Annotated in this window: 15 protein-coding genes; 4 read left to right on the forward strand and 11 right to left on the reverse strand. The window is 61.1% G+C overall.

Annotation, left to right across the window (positions count from 1 at the left end):
- Positions 1 to 119: 119 nt before the first annotated feature.
- From VGI36_08555 to VGI36_08565, 3 genes are read left to right on the forward strand one after another with little or no spacing between them, the layout of a single operon-like run.
- The gene (locus VGI36_08555; GenBank protein HEY2485186.1) at positions 120 to 656 is read left to right on the forward strand and encodes a dual specificity protein phosphatase family protein; all 537 of its coding nucleotides are present in this window, start codon (positions 120 to 122) and stop codon (positions 654 to 656) included.
- A 1-nt stretch (position 657) separates the two neighbouring features.
- The gene (locus VGI36_08560; protein ID HEY2485187.1) at positions 658 to 1425 is read left to right on the forward strand and encodes a CDP-alcohol phosphatidyltransferase family protein; all 768 of its coding nucleotides are present in this window, start codon (positions 658 to 660) and stop codon (positions 1423 to 1425) included.
- Between the two features lie 5 nt (positions 1426 to 1430).
- Entirely contained in the window at positions 1431 to 3179 is a 1749-nt protein-coding gene (locus tag VGI36_08565) for a hypothetical protein (GenBank protein ID HEY2485188.1), read from the forward strand.
- A gap of 53 nt (positions 3180 to 3232) precedes the next feature.
- On the opposite strand, the gene VGI36_08570 is transcribed toward VGI36_08565, so the two are convergent.
- From VGI36_08570 to VGI36_08595, 6 genes are all read right to left on the reverse strand, one after another.
- The gene (locus VGI36_08570; protein ID HEY2485189.1) at positions 3233 to 4138 is read right to left on the reverse strand and encodes a P-loop NTPase; all 906 of its coding nucleotides are present in this window, start codon (positions 4136 to 4138) and stop codon (positions 3233 to 3235) included.
- A gap of 150 nt (positions 4139 to 4288) precedes the next feature.
- Positions 4289 to 4741: a TraR/DksA family transcriptional regulator gene (locus VGI36_08575; GenBank protein HEY2485190.1), complete on the reverse strand. Its 453-nt coding sequence runs from the start codon at positions 4739 to 4741 to the stop codon at positions 4289 to 4291.
- Between the two features lie 24 nt (positions 4742 to 4765).
- Positions 4766 to 6106, reverse strand: coding sequence for a 30S ribosomal protein S12 methylthiotransferase RimO (gene rimO, locus VGI36_08580; GenBank protein HEY2485191.1), 1341 nt, complete (start codon positions 6104 to 6106; stop codon positions 4766 to 4768).
- Between the two features lie 107 nt (positions 6107 to 6213).
- Positions 6214 to 6786 carry an outer-membrane lipoprotein carrier protein LolA gene (locus VGI36_08585; GenBank protein ID HEY2485192.1) on the reverse strand — a complete coding sequence of 191 codons (573 nt, stop codon included), beginning with the start codon at positions 6784 to 6786 and terminating at the stop codon, positions 6214 to 6216.
- Positions 6787 to 6966: 180 nt separating this feature from the next.
- Complete coding sequence (locus tag VGI36_08590; protein HEY2485193.1) at positions 6967 to 9132, reverse strand: DNA translocase FtsK; 2166 nt, start codon at positions 9130 to 9132, stop codon at positions 6967 to 6969.
- Positions 9133 to 9208: 76 nt separating this feature from the next.
- Complete coding sequence (locus tag VGI36_08595) at positions 9209 to 10882, reverse strand: ribonuclease J (protein HEY2485194.1); 1674 nt, start codon at positions 10880 to 10882, stop codon at positions 9209 to 9211.
- A 445-nt stretch (positions 10883 to 11327) separates the two neighbouring features.
- On the opposite strand from VGI36_08595, the gene VGI36_08600 reads away from it, so the two are divergent.
- Positions 11328 to 11768, forward strand: a complete 441-nt coding sequence (locus VGI36_08600) for a single-stranded DNA-binding protein (GenBank protein HEY2485195.1) — start codon at positions 11328 to 11330, stop codon at positions 11766 to 11768.
- Between the two features lie 816 nt (positions 11769 to 12584).
- Here the strand turns inward: VGI36_08600 and VGI36_08605 are convergent.
- The 5 genes from VGI36_08605 to VGI36_08625 all read right to left on the reverse strand — a co-directional run bounded on the left by VGI36_08605 (position 12585) and on the right by VGI36_08625 (position 18070).
- The gene (locus VGI36_08605; GenBank protein HEY2485196.1) at positions 12585 to 12941 is read right to left on the reverse strand and encodes a DUF309 domain-containing protein; all 357 of its coding nucleotides are present in this window, start codon (positions 12939 to 12941) and stop codon (positions 12585 to 12587) included.
- A 268-nt stretch (positions 12942 to 13209) separates the two neighbouring features.
- The gene (locus tag VGI36_08610; GenBank protein ID HEY2485197.1) at positions 13210 to 14907 is read right to left on the reverse strand and encodes an amidohydrolase family protein; all 1698 of its coding nucleotides are present in this window, start codon (positions 14905 to 14907) and stop codon (positions 13210 to 13212) included.
- 121 nt (positions 14908 to 15028) lie between these two features.
- A complete protein-coding gene (locus VGI36_08615) occupies positions 15029 to 15571 on the reverse strand; it encodes a carboxymuconolactone decarboxylase family protein (protein ID HEY2485198.1) in 543 nt (180 codons plus the stop codon).
- 240 nt (positions 15572 to 15811) lie between these two features.
- A complete protein-coding gene (ilvB, locus tag VGI36_08620; protein ID HEY2485199.1) occupies positions 15812 to 17518 on the reverse strand; it encodes a biosynthetic-type acetolactate synthase large subunit in 1707 nt (568 codons plus the stop codon).
- Between the two features lie 102 nt (positions 17519 to 17620).
- Complete coding sequence (locus tag VGI36_08625) at positions 17621 to 18070, reverse strand: hypothetical protein (GenBank protein ID HEY2485200.1); 450 nt, start codon at positions 18068 to 18070, stop codon at positions 17621 to 17623.
- Positions 18071 to 18176 lie beyond the last annotated feature (106 nt).

Genomic DNA, 18176 nt, shown 5'->3' on the forward strand with positions numbered 1-18176 from the left:
TTGCTTCGAGTTCCAGGCGGTCGAAAACCCGCGTTACCAGGCGACCGCGGATTCTCTTTCCCGCGACTGGTCAGGGCCACGATGAGTGAGTAAATTTACTAGTGGATTAAGACCTTTCGATGGACTGGTTCAGTAAACGAGACGATCACGACCACCATCGCGCGACCCGCGGCGGACAGCGTCCCTCGGTCAGCGAAATATCCGATGAGTTGCTAGTCGGCGAATATCCCACCCGCGGCGACATCGAATGGCTCAAAGACACCTACAACATCGCTGCGGTACATAACCTTCAGGACGATGACGACCTACGCCACAACGGCCTCGACCTTAAGCAGCTGCGGGCCGAGTATGATGCTCGGGGCATCCGGTTTCGGCGCACACCGATTCAGGATGGCAGCGCTGACGCGATGGCGGACCGGCTCGCAGTCGCCCTCGCCGACCTACGCGAGCTGGTCGATGCGCATGGCCGGGTTTATCTGCATTGCAACGGTGGATTGAATCGGGCCCCTACCCTTGCCATCGCCTTCCTGCGCGCCCATCGGGGAATGTCTCTGGAGGAGGCGCTGGCGCTGGTCAAGGCGCGGCGGGCGTGCGGACCATTCATGACGGTGCTCGAGGACTATTTCGGGCCGCGGGATTTCAAGCCGGATCGATGAAATGAGCGCCGCGGCGGGAACCTTATCCGGACCGATACCGAGGCATAGACTTCTCACCGCCTTCGCTTGGGGTGTGCATCTGTACACCGCGCTCGGCGCCGCTGTCGGACTGCTAGCGATCTACTACGCTTCCGGGGGCGATTTTCGTGCCTCGTTTCTCGCGATGGCGGCCGCGACCCTTATCGATTCCAGCGACGGACCCTTGGCCCGCTGGATGAAGGTCAAGCAGCGCATACCCTCCTTCGATGGCACCCTCCTCGACAACATCGTCGACTACCTCACCTACACAGTCGCGCCGGTCTTTCTGATGATCGAAGCTGCCATCATTCCCTCTACCCATCTAGGCCTGTTGCTCGCGTGCTTCGTGATGCTCGCGAGCGTTTATGGTTTTTGCCAAACCAACGCCAAGACCCCGGACCATTATTTCCTGGGCTTTCCCAATTACTGGAACCTTGTGGCCTTCTATCTCTTCTGCCTGGATGGATCAGCGATTTTTAACTGGGCAGTCCTCGCGCTGCTCGCGGTGATGGTCTTCATTCCGATCCGTTATATATATCCAAACCGCACCATTCCGCTGCGGCCGGTGACTCTCACACTCGGAATAATCTGGGCGGTAGTGACCCTGGTGATGCTGTTCGAGCTGCCCGTGGTCAATCCAATCCTGCTTGCGGTTTCGCTCAGCTTTATCGCCTATTACCTGGTCGCCTCTTTCGTTCTGCACGCGCTCGCGCTGCGAGTTCGCCCGGCGGTAGTGCCGGTCGTCGAATGAGAGCGGTGACGGCATCGATCGCCGCGCCGGAGCCGTGGCTGGAAATAATCGAGGGGGGATCCCCCTTCCTTCTGATCGCTCCCCATGGCGGGCGTGCCGGAAAAGCTGCACAGGCAACCCTTCATCCCAAGGTCAACGACCTTCACACTGCTGAAATCACTCGCGAACTGGCGGCGCGCCTCGACGCATCCGCGCTTATCAATTCTGCGATGGACCGTAACCTCATCGACTGCAACCGCATCCCGCAGCTCGCGGAACGGGCTCCCTGGGTGTTGGAGATTATCGCCCAGCACCTGGCCGTGATGGTGGAGCGCTTTGGTCGCGCCACGGTGCTGCTCGTTCACGGATGGAACATCATCGAACCAAGGGTCGATTTTGGACTCGGCGTGCGCACCTATGGACGGGAGCTTCGACCGGCGGGTTCGGCACGGGTTTCCGCCAGCGACGATTTTATCAACGGTCCGCTGCTCTCACTTGCGAGGAACCTGCGCGCCGCCGGAATCACTCCGACTTTTGGGCTGCGCTACCCAGCCGGCGGCATCCACAACTTGGTCCAGGCCTTCACCGAACGGCATCGCGAAAGTCCGCTAACTCCGCTCAGCCGTATCTCCGCCATCGCGGCACAGGGACTGGTGGATGCGGTTCAGCTCGAGTTGTCGGTTTCGGTAAGATTGCTCGGCCCGCCTCGCCAACGATGTGTGGAAGCCATAGCCGACACTTTCTCCGGCCAGCCGCAAGCCACTGCCCCGTCCGATTCGAATCTCTCAGTCGTTCGCACGCCGCTCGCTTCACGCCGTGTTTCGACGACCGCGCCAGTGCGGGTCGGGATGGAATTCTTTGACGCCGCGTCAGGGATCGGCGCGATGGCCAGCTTTGATCTCGGTACGCCCGGCTTCGGCGCGCGAATCATGATGGTGCTGGGGGAGCGGCGCGTAATTCTTTGCACTTGCGAAGGCACCACCAGACGCGACGCCGACCGGCTTTCGCTCGGACCTCTTTCCCTGGTAATTCGCGGGAGCTCGCTGGTCCTGGAGTTCGCGGGCACCGCGGTGGTGGTCCCGGACGGCTCGACCTATTTGAGCATCGAGCGCGCGCTCGCGACCGGCATCCTGGATCCACACGCGCGCGTGACCCTGCAGCTGCCGCTCTCCGGCGACGGTCTAGATCCCTCAGCTCTGTTCGGCCACGGAGCGTTCGACAGCGCAGCGCGAAATATCCCGCCCGTGTTTTCCATCGCCACGGGCGAGGCTACCCTGGAAGGTCGGCGCTACAGCCTGCGAGCGAGCACGCGCGCCGGGGTTTCGTTTACCGGCCTCGGCTCCCAGAAGTTCAACGAGCGCAGGATGATCTGGGCACTATTCCACGGAGACGATCAGGCTCCGGATGCAATTGAGCTGCGTCGCGTCGATGGCGATAGCGAACAGCAGATCGCGCGATTGTTCTCCGATGGTAAATGGTCGACATTGACCCTGAGCAGTCTTGCAATCGAAGCCGGCGCGCCAGAGTTAATGCCGCACCGGCTCGAAGCCACAGTCGCCGCGAGCGCCGGAGATTCTTTTAATCTGCTCGGAACGCCGGTTGCTTTTGTTCCACTTTCACGCCCGGGATTGAATGGCAGCCGAATCTACACCTCGCTCGGATTCGGGACTTTCAAATTGGGTACCCGCTCCGCATCGGGCATGTTCGAGTATTCTCGCCGGGTGGAGCCAGCCTCGGCGAACGATGGAGACGGCGGCGACTCAGACAGCGATTAGTGGGGTGGCGGAGCGCTCAAAATCCTGCCCGGCTTAAAGGGCGCAGTTGGGCACTATGCTCGACGCTGTGCGGCGGCTAGACGCTCGATGGTCGTGGCAATCTCACTCAACAGCTTCGCCAACGGGCTGTCGGCGAATTCATGAATGAATAGCCTGCCGCGATCGGACGCTTCGGCAAGGCGCGGATCGAACGGAAGGCGTCCGATCACCGGCAGTTCCAGGTCACTCGCAGCGCCCGCGAGATTGCCCTCGGGCATCAGTGGGCGCACTGCACGGCATCCGTCGCAGTTGAAGCCCGCCATGTTCTCGATTAGTCCGACCACCGGGACGTCGATACGACGCGCCACCCGCACCGCCTGCTGAGTCGCTTTGACCGATTGCGCCGAGGAATGGCTCACCATCACGATCCCATGCGGCTGCACCATGCGCGCGACCGCGTACAAGTCCTCAATGCCGGGAGCAAGGTCGATCAGCACGAAATCGAGCGACCCCAACCGCGCCTGGGTTAGCATCTGAAACAGCGCATCCGACTCCCTGGTTGCGGTCGGCCGGGCCCGGGGCGTCGGCTGAGGCTCATTTTCGGGCTCGACAAACGCGACCGGCGGCGGCTCGGCGTTGGCGAGCAGATCGCTTGAAACCACGCGCAACCCGTGGGGTCCGGCCGCGGGTTCGATACCTTCCACCAGCGGCAACCCGCGCGGCTGCTTCATGCCCAGCATCCCGATGATACTGGGGGAGTTCAGGTCGGCGTCCACGATCGCAACCTTCTTGCCGCGACGCGCGAGCGCCGCCCCTACATTTGCCGTGATTATGCTCTTGCCCACGCCGCCCTTGGCGCTGGCAATGAGCAAAGTGGCTCCGATTTCGGCCAGGTTTTCCCGGATGCGATCGGAGCGGCTCTCGGGGCGGTACGTTTCGCCCGAATCCGCGCCGTCTGCGAACTCGCTGAAGATTCTCATCTCGGCCATCGGAAATCAGTGGCGTCAGACCGACCACCGCTTCCCCCCAAACTGCTTTGTCCAGAGTGATGCCCCACGATCATACGCGCGAGCACCGGCAGACGCATCCCAGCACGTAGGCAGCGGCTGCTGGGGGCCTTTGCCGCTCTCTCAAGCGCTCTCCTCGTCCGCATCGGTCGAGCCGATCTTGCGATAGGTATTGCGCTCGTCATCGTAGCGCCGCTGGCTCTTCGCCTCGCGCTCCTGATCCTGCTGGCAATCGCGGCACAGGCGGGTAAATGGCATCGCGTCGAGCCGTTCCTCGGCGATGTCGAGTCCGCAGGACTCGCACACCCCGTAGCTCCCATCATCCAGCCGTTCAAGTGCGTCGTCGATCTGCTTGATCTTGATACGCTCGCGATCGGAGAGGATGAAATTGATCTCACGGTCGCGCTCTTCGGACGCGAGATCGTAGGTATCCATTCCCTCGTCTTTGTTGCCCTCGCGTTCGGCACGGAGTTCCGAGTCGATTTCGCTGAGCAACTTGCTTTTCACGTCCTGGAGATGCTCACGCACCTTGGCCAGGAATTTCTTGCGGCTCGCGGGGGCTGCTTTTTTTGCCATGGCTTGCCACCCTTCTCCTATTGTTCACGCGAATGCTTCGGTTACCCGCGCGTGGAGGTCATAGCTGAGCGCCCGCTCGATTCGTGCGCGCACGAACTCGCCAGGCATGGCCTCTCCTTTCAGAAAGACCGCACCGTCGATTTCGGGCGCCTGCCCAGACGTTCGCCCGCGCATCCGCGTGGCGCGTCCGGGCAGCGGGCCCTCGACCAGCACTTCCATCTCGCGTCCCACCAGCTCGCGATTCTTCTTCAGTGATATTTGCGCCTGCGCCTCCATCAGTTCGGCCCGGCGGGCGCGCTTGACCCGCTCCGGGACCTGGCCGGAGTGCGAATACGCCGCGGTATCTTCCTCGCGCGAATAGGTGAATACACCGACCCGCTCGAACTCCACCTCGCGAACGAAACTCAGCAGGCGCGTAAACGCCGCATCGTCCTCACCCGGGAACCCGACGATGAACGATGTGCGTAGCGTCACGTTCGGAACCCGATAGCGGATGCGGTCCAGCAGTTTGCGCAGCGTCGCACCCGACCGCTCCCGTCGCATGGCTCGCAGCACATTGTCATCCGCATGTTGCAGGGGTATGTCGACGTACTTAACAACGTTGGGCAGGGTCGTAATTGCTTCCAGCAGATCGTCGGTAACGAAATTTGGATAGCAGTAGAGCAATCGCACCCACCGAATCCCGTCGACCGTCGCAAGCTTACGCAAGAGCTCCGCTAGCGATGACGGCGGATTCAGGTCACGCCCATAGGCAGTGAGGTCCTGGGCGATGAGGTTCAGTTCGCGCACGCCGGCGGCGGCGAGCGTTTGCGCCTCGGCGACCAGGTCCTCGACCGGCCGGCTTTCATGGAGGCCGCGAATCTTGGGGATGATGCAGAAGGCGCATCGATGGTTGCAGCCCTCGGAAATCTTCAGATACGAGGTAAAGAACTCGGGGGGACGTACTCGCGCCGAGTCCGCGCGCCCAAGCAGATGTGCGGCGCCGGAATAGGGAACCGAGCGCGTTTCCGGCAGTTCGGTGCGGCGGAGCAGATCCGCCAGTTCCAGGAAATTGCCCGTGCCCACGAAAACATCGACCTCCGGCAGCATTTCCCGCAGCTCTGCCCCGTACCGCTGGGAAAGACATCCCGCGACCACGAGCCGGCGTCCCGCAGCGTGTTTCTTCACCTCGACCGCTTCCATGATCGCGTCGAGTGATTCTTTCTTGGCGGCTTCGATGAACGCACAGGTGTTCACCACCAGAACCTGCGCGGTCTCCGGATCCAAGGTCACCTCAAACCCGGCCTGGGTGAGCGCACCTAGCATCAATTCGCTATCCGCGAGATTCTTAGGGCAACCCAGTGTGAGGAGATGAACCTTTTCCATGTAGCGCTCTACCCTTGAGGGGGCTTTATTTGTACTCGCCGTGTACGAGCGAAGCAATCTCTGAAAGCAAGCACGGTGCCAAACGCGCGATTTAGCTCTGAAACGCCTTATTTCAAGGATTCTGGCCGTACTATGTCGGCTCCTGGGGGTATCGCAAACTTGAAGAGCGAGTCTGAAACGGGCGTATTGTTCACGATGTCGGTGAACTTTAGGCTGGTAACATTGCCCAGCTGATCGATCACTCGAATCGTCTCCACATCATAGTTGTTTGAATCGAGTCCCAGCTCCACCGTGTTCCCTTCGCTCTTGGGCACCAGTTTGAGATTGGTAAGCCCATTGCTGGCGCCGTCCAACAGCGAGGCGTTGAAGTCTTTAGCAACATCGCCCGCGCCCAGTAAAAATTCCGTGGCCCCGGGCGAACGCAGCGCCTGGGCGAGTGGAGCCTCCACAACCTGATTTAGCTCCGGGTCATAGTTGTAGAGCTGGGTGCCGTCGCTGACGATCAGTTCCTTGGACGGCTCATCGAAGTCCCACCGCATCCGTCCGGGCTTGAGGAAGTACACGGTGCCCGTCCGTATGCGCTTGGGTGCACCGACCGGGGCAATTTCCTCGAAAAACTTGGCGCTGAAAGATCGGGTTTCGCGATAGTGTCGTTGCAGGCCGTCAAGGGCTTTCGCCAAGGTCTCGCCTCGGGCATAGGCCAGGCGAGGAGCGTACACCGAAAGCCCTGCTACCGAGAGCGCGAACGCTAGCCCGGCTAACTGGGGCAGGTTGAGTTTTCTGACGCCGCGCGCCTTTGATGCTCCAACCGTCACTGTATAAGGAGACGAACTTTGAACGCGCGCGCTTCACGCGCGTCGTTAGTTGGCGCTGCGAAGGCGTACCTCACGCGGCCGCGCGCCGTCCGCCGGCATGACGATACCCTCGCGTTCCATTTGCTCCACCATCCGCGCCGCACGATTGTAACCGATTCTCAGGCGCCGCTGGATCATGGAGATCGAAGCCTGGTTGGTTTCCATCACGATGCGGACCGCGTCATCGTACATTTCGTCGTGTTCCTGATCGCCCTCGGGGCTGCCATCCTCGCCGGGCGCGGTAGTTTCCAGAATTTCCATTCTATACTCGGGCGCCCCCTGCTCGCGCAGAAAATCCGTCAGCCTGCGGATTTCGTGCTCCGAAACGAAAGGTCCGTGCAGGCGGCGAAGCTTCGCGGTACCCGGTGGCAAGAACAACATGTCGCCCGCGCCGAGCAACCGCTCGGCGCCGATCGAATCCAGGATGGTGCGCGAGTCCACCCGGGAAGTCACCTGGAATGAGATGCGCGCCGGAAGATTCGCCTTTATCAGTCCGGTAATTACATCGACCGAGGGCCGCTGCGTGGCGAGAATCAGGTGAATTCCGGCAGCGCGCGCCTTGGCCGCGAGCCGCGAGATATCGCGCTCGATGGTCTTACCCTCGCTCAGCAGCAGATCGGCCAGCTCGTCGATTACGATCACGATTTTCGAAAGTTTCCGATGCTCGAAGGGCTGCGCGGTCACTCCCTGCCCTTCGCTGGGGGCTGGGGGCTTCAACTCGACCGGCTTGGCTCCGGTCGCGAGCGCCTGGTTGTAGCTGTCGACATTTCGCACCCCGAACTCCCGCATCATCAGGTAACGGGTTTCCATCTCCTGCGTCGCCCACAACAGCGCGGCCGCCGCTTTAGCCGGATCAACTACCACCGGCACCAGCATGTGCGGGATATTCTCGTATACCGAAAGCTCGAGCATCTTGGGATCAATCAGGATAAATCGCACGTCGTCGGCGGTCGTATTGAACAAAATCGCCGCGATCATCGTGTGAATCGACACCGATTTACCGGTTCCGGTCGCCCCCGCGATCAACAGATGCGGCATCCGCGCCAGGTCGGCAGCCACCGGCCGCCCGGCAATATCTTTTCCCAGGGCAATGGTGAGCTGACTGTTCTCGGCGGAGAATTCCTCCGCTTCGAGAATTTCCCGCAGATAGACTCGCTCGCGCTTGCGGTTGGGAACCTCGATTCCGACCACCGCTTCGCCCGGCACCGGCGCCTGAATTCTCACGGCGGCGGCTCGTAGGGCCATCGAGAGATCGTCCGAGAGATTCACGATCTGGCTGACTTTGATTCCCGACCCTGGTTCGAACTTATACATCGTGACGACCGGACCCGGTTGAACCTCTACCACCCTCCCCACGACGCCAAAGTCTGCGAGCTTCTGTTCCAGCACGCGTGCGCTGCGCTCCAGCGTGGATTCATCAACCTGGGTGTGTTCGGCCGGCGGCATGTCGAGCAGCGACGGCGGGGGGATCTTGTATGCGCCGCGGATGCGCGGTTTCGATGCCAGCGCATCTCTGCGCTTATCCCGCGAGGACAGTTCGCGGGTTTCGATCTTGCGTACCTTGAGCGGCGGTCGCTTTCCGTCAGGCTCCGCGCCCTCGTCCACGATCTCATCAGCGAGTTCGAAGATCCGCGGCGACCTGGGAAATTCATCATCGACCCCGCTTCCAGGCCGGACCTGCCCCCCATGCATTTTCGCCCAAGCCGCGGCCGCCAGTTCGGTCGGAGCGCGCTTGAGCATGAGCGCGAGCCCACACACCATCGCGAGCACCGCGACCAGATAACCTCCCGCCAGGTTCAGGGAAGCGGTCAACACACCCGCCGCCCACGCACCCGTCAGCCCCCCGATTCGTGGTTCACTCGGCTCGAAGAGACCCCCGGCGGTCGCCAACGCCGCCAGCAGGATCGCACCACCGAGCGCCTCACGGGCCAGGGTCAGCATTGGCGTACGGGTCCACACGCGGGCCGCCAGCGCCACCGCCAGTGCCAAACCGGCGTAGGCCGGATAACCGAGAACCGCACTAAGCGCGAAAGCGAGTGCCTCCCCTACCGGTCCGCCGAGATTGGGAACCCGTCCGACGTCGAGGCAGACAAGGCTAACCGTCGCGAATGCAACCAGCGCGATCAGGGCGAGCGCGCTCAGCTCTTCGACGATTCTGCTGCGGGGCGCCACCGTCTCTTCGAGCGCTGCCAGCGTGGGCGGCGGAGGAGTCTCGGAAGAAGATTTGGCGCTCTGGCGGGCGATCTTCCTACACCTCCACCACGTGCGGAACGACCAGCGGCCGCTTACCCAGTTCCTCGCTGAAGTAGCCGCGAATCGTCCGAACCACTTCGTCCTTCAGCGAGATCGCGTCGGCGCGGTAAGGTCCGCCGATGTCGCGCAGCCGCGCCGCCAATTCATCGCGCGCGCGCCGCATATGCGCTGAGGTTCCGTCGCCACTCACCAGGCCCCGCGATACCAGGTCCGGTCCGGCGATTATTTGACCAGTCTTCGCGGAAACGATCAGGATCGCGGTGACAGTTCCTTCCTGAGCCAGTACCTTGCGCTCGCCCAGCACTGCGACATCGCCGCGCGCACCGCCCTCGTCGATCATCACGCGGCCTGCATCCACGCTCTGACCACGGTGAGCTTGCGCGCCATTCAGAACCAGAGTGTCTCCGTCTTCAAGCAAGAAGCAATTGCGCTCCGCAATTCCCGCCTCGATCGCGAGCGCCACATGACGCGCGAGATGGCGAAATTCTCCGTGAATCGGCACGAAGTACTTGGGGCGCGTAAGCAAGAGCATCTCCGCCAGTTCGTCCCGGCTCGCGTGGCCGGATACGTGCACCGGCGCGACCGCGTCATAGAATACTTCGGCGCCGAGTTTGTACAGGCGATTGACGAGCGTGTTGATGGCGCGCTCGTTGCCGGGAATGAAGCGCGAGGAAAGCACCACCACGTCTTCGGGTTCGATCTGTACCCGCGGATGGGTGCCCCTTGAGAGTTTGGCCAGCGCCGAGAGCGGCTCGCCCTGGCTGCCGCTGGTCAGATAAGCAACTTTCCGCGGCTCCAGAAACTGGGCTTCGGCGGCTTCGACAAAGGCTCCCGGGTGAAGCGGCAGCTGTCCGCTTTCGAGACCCAGGCGGACACTTTCGCTTATCCGGCGCCCAAGCGGGGCTACGTGGCGTCCCATCTCCGCCGCCACTTCGGCGACCTGACGAAAGCGATGGAGATGCGAGGAGAACGCCGAGAGGAAAAACCGCTGGCGCGATCGCGACATGATTTCGCGCAAGACCGGTTTGAGCGAACTCTCGGAAGGGGAGCGCCCGGCGCGTTCCACGTTGGTCGAGTCGGAAAGCAACAGGACAACTCCCTCGCGTCCCAGTTCCACGAACCGTTCGCGGTCGAAGACTCGACCGTCCACCGGGGCTTCATCGATTTTGAAATCTCCGGTGTGGACGATCGTTCCAGCCGGAGTGCGAATCGCAAGGGCGACGGAATCGGGCGTCGAATGGGTGACGCGAATCGGCTCGACTTCAAAAGGACCGGCGCGAAAAGGTCGCCGCGGCCAGATAGACACCAGCGAGACTTCCTCCGCAACTGAAGCCTCCGCAAAGCGGCGCCGAACAAACGCCAGGGTCAGATCAGTCCCATAGACGGGCACCTTGATGCGCCGAAGCAGATGCGGCAGCGCCCCGATATGATCCTCGTGCGCGTGGGTGAGGACGATTCCCTCAATCTTCACCCGGGTCCGCTCGAGCCAGGAGAATTCAGGGATAAGGACCCCGCCACCAAACTCAGGCTGGTCGGGAAACATCACCCCGCAATCGATGATAATCGCGCTGCCCGAGCACTCGATCGCCATCAAGTTGAGGCCGATCTCGCCCAACCCGCCGAGCGCAACCAATCTGACCGGAATGCCTATTGGAGAGCTCCCCGCCATCACCCTTGCCCGCCCTGCCGCTGCACCAAATGAAATTATATAGCGCGTCGGACAGAGCCGAAAGTCGCGACTGGCGGGGTCACGGCCCGCTCTCGGCGGTCAGAAAGACGCAGTGAGTCTTCGATACGACACCGAATAGGCCCCGGGGCGAGCTTCAAGCAGCGATCGTCCGAGGGCTCGATGCGGTCGATGAGGCGAATCGGGTCGAAGATCAGAGTGCGCTGCAGCGCATCACTGTTCTACGCGATCTTGCGCACTTCGATCGTCCCCAGTTCAACCAGGGGTCGCGTATCGGGCCAGGTTCTCCGGCATAGTTCACCTTTTGCCCCAGTCTGCACGTGGTCCTTTAGGTTTCCACCTGATGCGACGCCTGTGCAAAGGCTCGCAGTGACTCGCTTGCCTATGCATAAACCTGAGAATAGCTTCAGCCGAGGAGGTGGCGCGCATGTCCGTAAACAAGGTTCTTTTGATCGGCAATCTCGGACGAGATCCCGAAGTCCGCTACCTACCGTCCGGCAACCCCGTGGCAAACTTTTCCATCGCGACCAGCGAAAATTACACCGATCGCAACGGCACCAAGCAGGAGCGCACCGACTGGCACAACATCGTTGTCTACGGCAAGCAGGCGGAGCTCTGCGGACAATACCTCAAAAAAGGCCGCCAGGTTTTTGTGGAGGGGCGAATTTCATATCGAAACTATGAAGCCAAAGACGGGACCGGCAAACGCTACGTAACCGACATCGTGGCTCAACGCGTGCAGTTCTTGGGTGGACGGGCCGGCGCGGGAGCCGATGACCTCGGGGACTTGGGCGGCGGCCGCGGTGGCGTGGGCCAACCGGGTGGCGGCGACCTGCCACCGATGGACGACGAGGATATCCCGTTCTGACCTCGCAGTAGCGGTTTTCAGATCGCAGCGGCGGTAAATTGCGCCACGATCGACTGGTCGTGCGGATAAGAGCCATCGCAGGTGAACTGCCCGCCAACTCTCGGCACACCAACAGCTGGCCGCTGGCCAACAAGCTTAAGGGCTTGATTAACGCCGGATTGGACACCTGCTGATCTCGAATTGTTCGAGCACGAAATGCAAGCGCGTCAAACTCCATCTGGCGGCCACGATTACCTTCTCTACATAGAGAAGATGAAGTGAGTAGTGGAGCTGAAGGGGACACGATTGGGCGCATAGCCACAATCGTAACGACTCCGTTGTTTACAGGAGCAGCACCTGGCGTACATCTGCCGTCACAGTTGCGATCTCGACGGATAACCGGATTGGCTTGATTATTGTTGGCTGCATGAAGGTGTTGGCGAAGGAGCGGATGGACCCTACGCAGGGGCTTGATCCATTCCGAGGAACGCTGCGTGTCCCAAGGTCAGGGTTTGGGACCGAGGGCTGGCCCCTCACGAGTCAGGCGTATCGACAAATGATCGCATGGAAGTGAGGTCGCATGTTCGGGACGGAAGAACTCGGTCCTGACGAATTAAACCGGAGTGCCGAGACGGGGCCACTAATCAGACTGGCTTCGATCATGCAGCGCGCCCAAGGCGATAACTCGGTCAGCTGCGGAGCGGGCGCCGAGAGGAGGAGCGGTGCGGGAGCGACAGCTGGGGCAGCGATGGGCGCGACTAGCAACGCTATTGACGGTAATACCGAAAAGGGAGGTGCCGTCGCAGGCGAGTTAGTCGGAGCCCCGCCTCACAACGATCAAGGTCGAATTCTACGGATCCGCGGGCGCGCGGCGGCTGCGTTGGCTGCGCGCGCAGACATGAAGAACTCTTCAAGCGATTGACGCAGTTCAGCGATTGCAACTTGCCTGAAATTGTCCGGCAACGGATCCAGCTTGGCGCGAGCCTTCGCGTAAAGGGACTCGGCACCTTCGTGATTTCCGCGCTCGAGGTGGAGGATCGCTACCGCGGCTTGAATCAGCCCCTGGATCGCGAGCTTTTCGTCGCCTTCGGATCGATTCCACACGTACTCCCACGCTTCATGGCATTTGAAGAACTGACCGGCGTTGAAGAGATCGATCCCTTCCTGAAAGTAGTCACGCGGCTTACCAGCCATCGTGAAGATGATCGGTCATTTTCCGTTCTCTGAGAAGGGGCTGTTCGAAGCCTGGCAACGGCGGAATTCACTATCTCGGCAGGCAACGCTGGCTGGCGCGGGACTTTCAGGAATGGCGCTGAGATCCTCACCCGCAACCGACGCGCGCCCTCACACGCGCCGGCGATTTTACAGTGGCGCGATGCGGAAATCGATCTAGCGAGAAAACCACAACGGCAGAGACTTCAAGGCCGCCGACTTCGGAAGCTTGTGATTTCTGCCCGACCGCCTACGCAGCGCCATGACGAAGCAGGCGGCCGGGATAGGCTCCCGACTCCCGATCGTTCTCGATCGTCACCTGACCGTTGACCATTATCGAACGGAACCCCTCGGCCTTTCGCACACGTCTCCATTCTCCACCCGGCAGATCATGCACGATCTCCATGGGTCGTACGTGGAGCTTCGCGAAGTCGTAAACTACCACGTCCGCCGGCGCGCCTTCGCGCAGGAAGCCGCGATCGCGGAACCCAGCGCACAGCGCGGGCAGCGCGCTCAAGCGCCAATGTGCTTCCTCAAGGCTCAACATTTCGCGTTCGCGGACCATCCGCTCCAGCATGTCGGTCGGATACTGGCCGCCGGTGAAGAACTTCGTGTGCGCGCCCCCGTCCGATACGCCGGGAATCAACCACGGGTAGTCGAGCATCTCTTTTAGGAAGTCCATGTTCTGGTTCGGGCCTGGGGCGTAGAACTCGGTGCGCAGATCGTCGGCAACCGCAACGTCGAGCATGGCGTCCACCGGGTGCTTGCCGGTGCGCTCTGCCAGCTCGCGCAAGGTTAAGCCTTCGTACTCCTTGAGTTCAGCTCGCTCGGCGGTAGTAATGAAAATCGAATCGAATTGATCAGTGATAACGCGCGGCATGGGCGCGCGCAGCGCCTCGCGTCGTGCAGGATCGGAAAGCTTGTTCTTGCGTTGCTCGACGTTGCCGGTGGTCGCCTCAGCCCACGCTGCACATTCATCGAACAGGTTCCAGTTCTCGAAGGTGAACGCCATACCGGTGTCGACCGTGACCCCCTGGCCGTAGACGCGGAGCCCGCGCTTGCGGCAGCTGTCGAGCCACGCGATGTTTGCGCGATGCACGAAGGGCAGGCTGTCACGCGGCTGCACGACGTTGAACAAGACTGGGCGCCCGCTCACTGCAGCCAGCTGCTCGAAGTGACGCAGGTCGTGCTCCGGGTTCCCACTTGCCAGGGTCATCTGGATGAACCCTTCGTTGCGTCGTCCCAACACGCGGGCAAGCGCGAGGCAGGTGTCATCCGACATCAGGTCCGACACCATCGGGGTTCCGTCGAAGTCGCGCTGCACGCAGGCGGGTCCGTTCGGATCGAGCCGCTGCGCTGACCATCCGCAGGCTCCGGCATCCATCGCTTCATCGAGGAGCCGGCAGATTTCCCGTTCCTCTTTTTCGGTCGGCGGGCGCGACTTGGCTTCGTCGAGCCCCATCACCCAGGTAAGTAGAGGTGACACCGCCATGTAAGGGAGAATATTCAACGCTTTCGGATGGCGCTCGATACTGTCGAGAAATTCGGGGAAGGTGGTCCAATCCCAGGGCATGCCGGTCTTCATCGATGCGTACGGGATCGCCTCCACGCGCGTCATGGTGAGCATCGCGCGCTCGCGTCCATCCGCACGCACGGGGGCGAAGCCGAAGCCGCAGTTGCCGATGACGATCGACGTCACTCCGTGCCAGCTTGAGATCGAGCAGTACGGATCCCAGAAGAGCTGCGCGTCATAATGAGTGTGCAGATCCACAAAACCAGGCGCGACAACCATCCCGGAAGCGTCGACAATCCGGGTGGCTTCGGAAGGACGAATCCGGCCGATCCTGGCAATACGACCATTCTTGATTCCGACGTCGCCGCGAAAGCGCGGCATCCGGGTCCCGTCAATGATCATTCCGTCGCGTATTAGGGTGTCGTACTCGGCCATCGAATGGCACCTCCCCTGATGCGTAAGCGCAATGCGCCTGTGGCGACTTTTCGCACCTGAACGATCGGAATGTCAAATGGGGGTCAACGATTAGCAAGCTGCGTTGACCGAAGGCTTTCGCTCAGAGCTTCTTGACGCCCGGTTCCAGCTCGACGCGGGCCGGAACCAGTACGCGCACGACCATGTTGTAAAACGCCACGTTCTGCACCAACTCCATAATCGTGCGGGTGTCCATGAATGATTTTAACGCGTTCCAGGTAGCGTCCCGGATTTGTACGTCGGTGGTCGCTTCTGCAGCGTAGCGTATAACGGCGCGCTCCTGGTCGCTGTAGACCGCGGACCGTTCCCAATCCGCGAGCGCTTCCAGCTTTTCGCGGCTGACCCCAACCCGGCGCGCGAGATTCCAATGATGGACGAACTCATACTCCGCACTGGCTATTCGGCCAACGGTCAGGAGGGCAAGCTCGCGCAGCTTTGGGTCGATCGCGGTCTGGTTGCGTAGTTCGCCACCCAGCGCGAGGAACCGGCGGAGCAATCCCGGGGTGTGCGCGAGGGTGCGGAAGATATTCCCGACCGGCTGGCCGCGCTCCGCGACCAGATTGTCGAAAATGTCACGGTCCGCTTCGGAGAGGTCTTCGCGATTCAGATATGGAACGCGCGCCATGATTTTCTCCTGTTCCAGCCGAGCCGATAGCGCCCCGTGCTGCCTGCTCGCGCGATGCTTTGATTTTCGCCCCGGGGTGAGACTGGCGCGCAACGGCGATCAAGCCGAGATTCCTGGCGCTTCCTGCCAGCTTATCGAACACCGCGCCGCTGGCGCCGAAGTATCCAATCGCCCCCTAGGGCACTACCTCTACCTGCGTCTCGAAAAAGCTTGCGTTCCTCGAAAGCGGGCCTCACGCTCTCAGGCAAACAGCATTTCGGACATCGAGCCTCCCGGAGGGATCATCGGCATCACGGCCTCATCCTTGGGAATCGCGATGTCAATCAGCACCGGGCCGGGAGTCGCGAAGGCTTCCTTCATCGTCTTCGGCAGATCGACCGCCTTTTCAATCCGAAAGCCATTCGCCCCGTAAGCCTCGGCCAGCTTCACGAAGTTCGGCACCGACATGGCGGAGTACGAATAACGTTCGTGGTAGAACTTTTCCTGCCACTGACGAACCATCCCGAGGAAGTAGTTGTTCAGGATGATCACCTTGATATCCACGCCGTACTGCACCGCAGTCCCGAGCTCTTGGATATTCATCTGGATCGAGCCGTCGCCCGAGACGACAACCACGGTCTTGTCGGGCGCGGCGAACTTCGCGCCGATTCCGGCAGGAAGTCCGTAGCCCATCGTACCTAGTCCGCCCGAGGTCAGCCACGAACGCGGGTTTTCAAACGGAAACATCTGCGCGACCCACATCTGATGCTGCCCGACATCGGTCGCAATAATGCAATCGCTCTTCGTGATCGTGTGCAGTTCGTCGATGACCTGGACCGGCGAGACCAAGCCATCCTTGCGTCCGCCTTTGCCATTTTCGTAAAGCGGCTTCTCGCGTTTCCACTGAAGGATTTGCTGATGCCACTTCTGCCATTCCGACCGCCGGCGCGCGATACTCTCGCGCCCCTTGATCGTGCGCAGCATGTCCTCGAGCACGGTCTTGATGTCACCGACGATTGGCACGTCCACCCGCACATTCTTCGAAATCGAAGACGGATCGATGTCGAGATGTATAATGGTCTCGGCCTTGGGCGCGAAATCCGCGATGCGTCCGGTAACCCGGTCGTCGAAGCGAGCGCCGATTGCGACCAGACAGTCGGTATTGGTGACCGCCGTGTTGGTGCCGTACGAACCGTGCATGCCGAGCATTCCGAGGCGCAGCGAATCCGACGCGGGCATCGAGCCGAGTCCCATCAAGGTCTCAGTTACCGGAATGCCAAGACCCTTGGCGAGCTCGCGCAGCTCGGCGGCCGCACCCGACCACTGCACTCCGCCACCGACGTAGAGCAGTGGCCGCGCGCTCTTTTCGATCGCCTCGACCGCGCGTTCTATCTGCCGCGGGTTACCTCGCATGGTCGGCTTGTAACTGCGAAGTTCCACTTTGTCGGGGTACTTGAAGGTATGCTCGGCCTGTTGAACGTCCTTGGGCAGGTCGACCACGACCGGACCCGGACGCCCGGTGCCGGCGATGTAGAAGGCTTCCTTGATCATGCGCGCGACGTCGCGGACGTCCTTCACCAGGTAGTTGTGCTTGGTGCAGGGACGCGTAATCCCGACGAAATCGGCCTCCTGGAACGCATCATTTCCGATGAGCGAGGTCGACACCTGCCCGGAGAGCACCACGAGCGGAGTGGAGTCCATATACGCATCCGCAATTCCGGTGACGGTGTTGGTGGCGCCGGGGCCAGAGGTGACGATGACCACCCCGGGGCGCCCACTCACTCGGGCGTAGCCCTCGGCCATATGGGTCGCGCCCTGCTCGTGCCGAACCAGGACGTGCTTTATCTTGGAATCGAGCAACGCATCGTAGGTTGGCAGGATAGCGCCGCCCGGATAACCGAAAATTACGTCCACGCCCTCCGCGATGAGGCTTTCGATGACGATTTGAGCTCCAGTCAGCTTCTTCATTGTGAATTGTAGAGACCCTGATTTCGTCAGGGTATATCAGCGGCGACGCGTGGCACAACGCGGCGCCTGGGCGAATGGCCACGAATTGGGTGTCCACGAAGCTTAGTAGGTCTTTTTCTCCTCGAACGCACCCTTTCCGGGCTGGATGAACATGACCTCAAAGGTCCGATCGAGCGGCGCATACATCCCCTTGACGGTAACGATGTCGCCAGGGTTGAGATTCTCGATCATGCTGACGTTGGGCCCCTGCATCACGAAATTCGGCCGGTAGACTCGCACCTGCTGCCAGACGTCCGGCCACTGGATCCGGCCGCCGGGATCGTCGATGTAGGCGTCGTTAAGCAAGAATTTGTATTCCTTGGTACCAACTCCCAAGGTGATGATCTGTTTGTTGCCAAACAGCTCGTCCGGTGCGGGTTTGGCGATGACCAGGGTCGTGGTCAGCGGTATACCCATCGGCGGCATCTGCGCATGCGCCGCGGTCGCCCCTACAATTGCCGCCAGGGCGACGATCATCGTGAATCTGGCGCCCGTCGCCAACGTCTGTTTCATAGTTGATATTTCTCGCTGTAGTTTGTACGTTATCGCTATACAAAAACAGGGACGTTTCGAAAACAGGTACAGTAGAGATTAAGAGTTGAGTGGCGACTCGATCAAT

The sequence above is a fragment of the Candidatus Binataceae bacterium genome (genome assembly GCA_036495685.1).
Classification (GTDB): domain Bacteria; phylum Desulfobacterota; class Binatia; order Binatales; family Binataceae; genus JAFAHS01.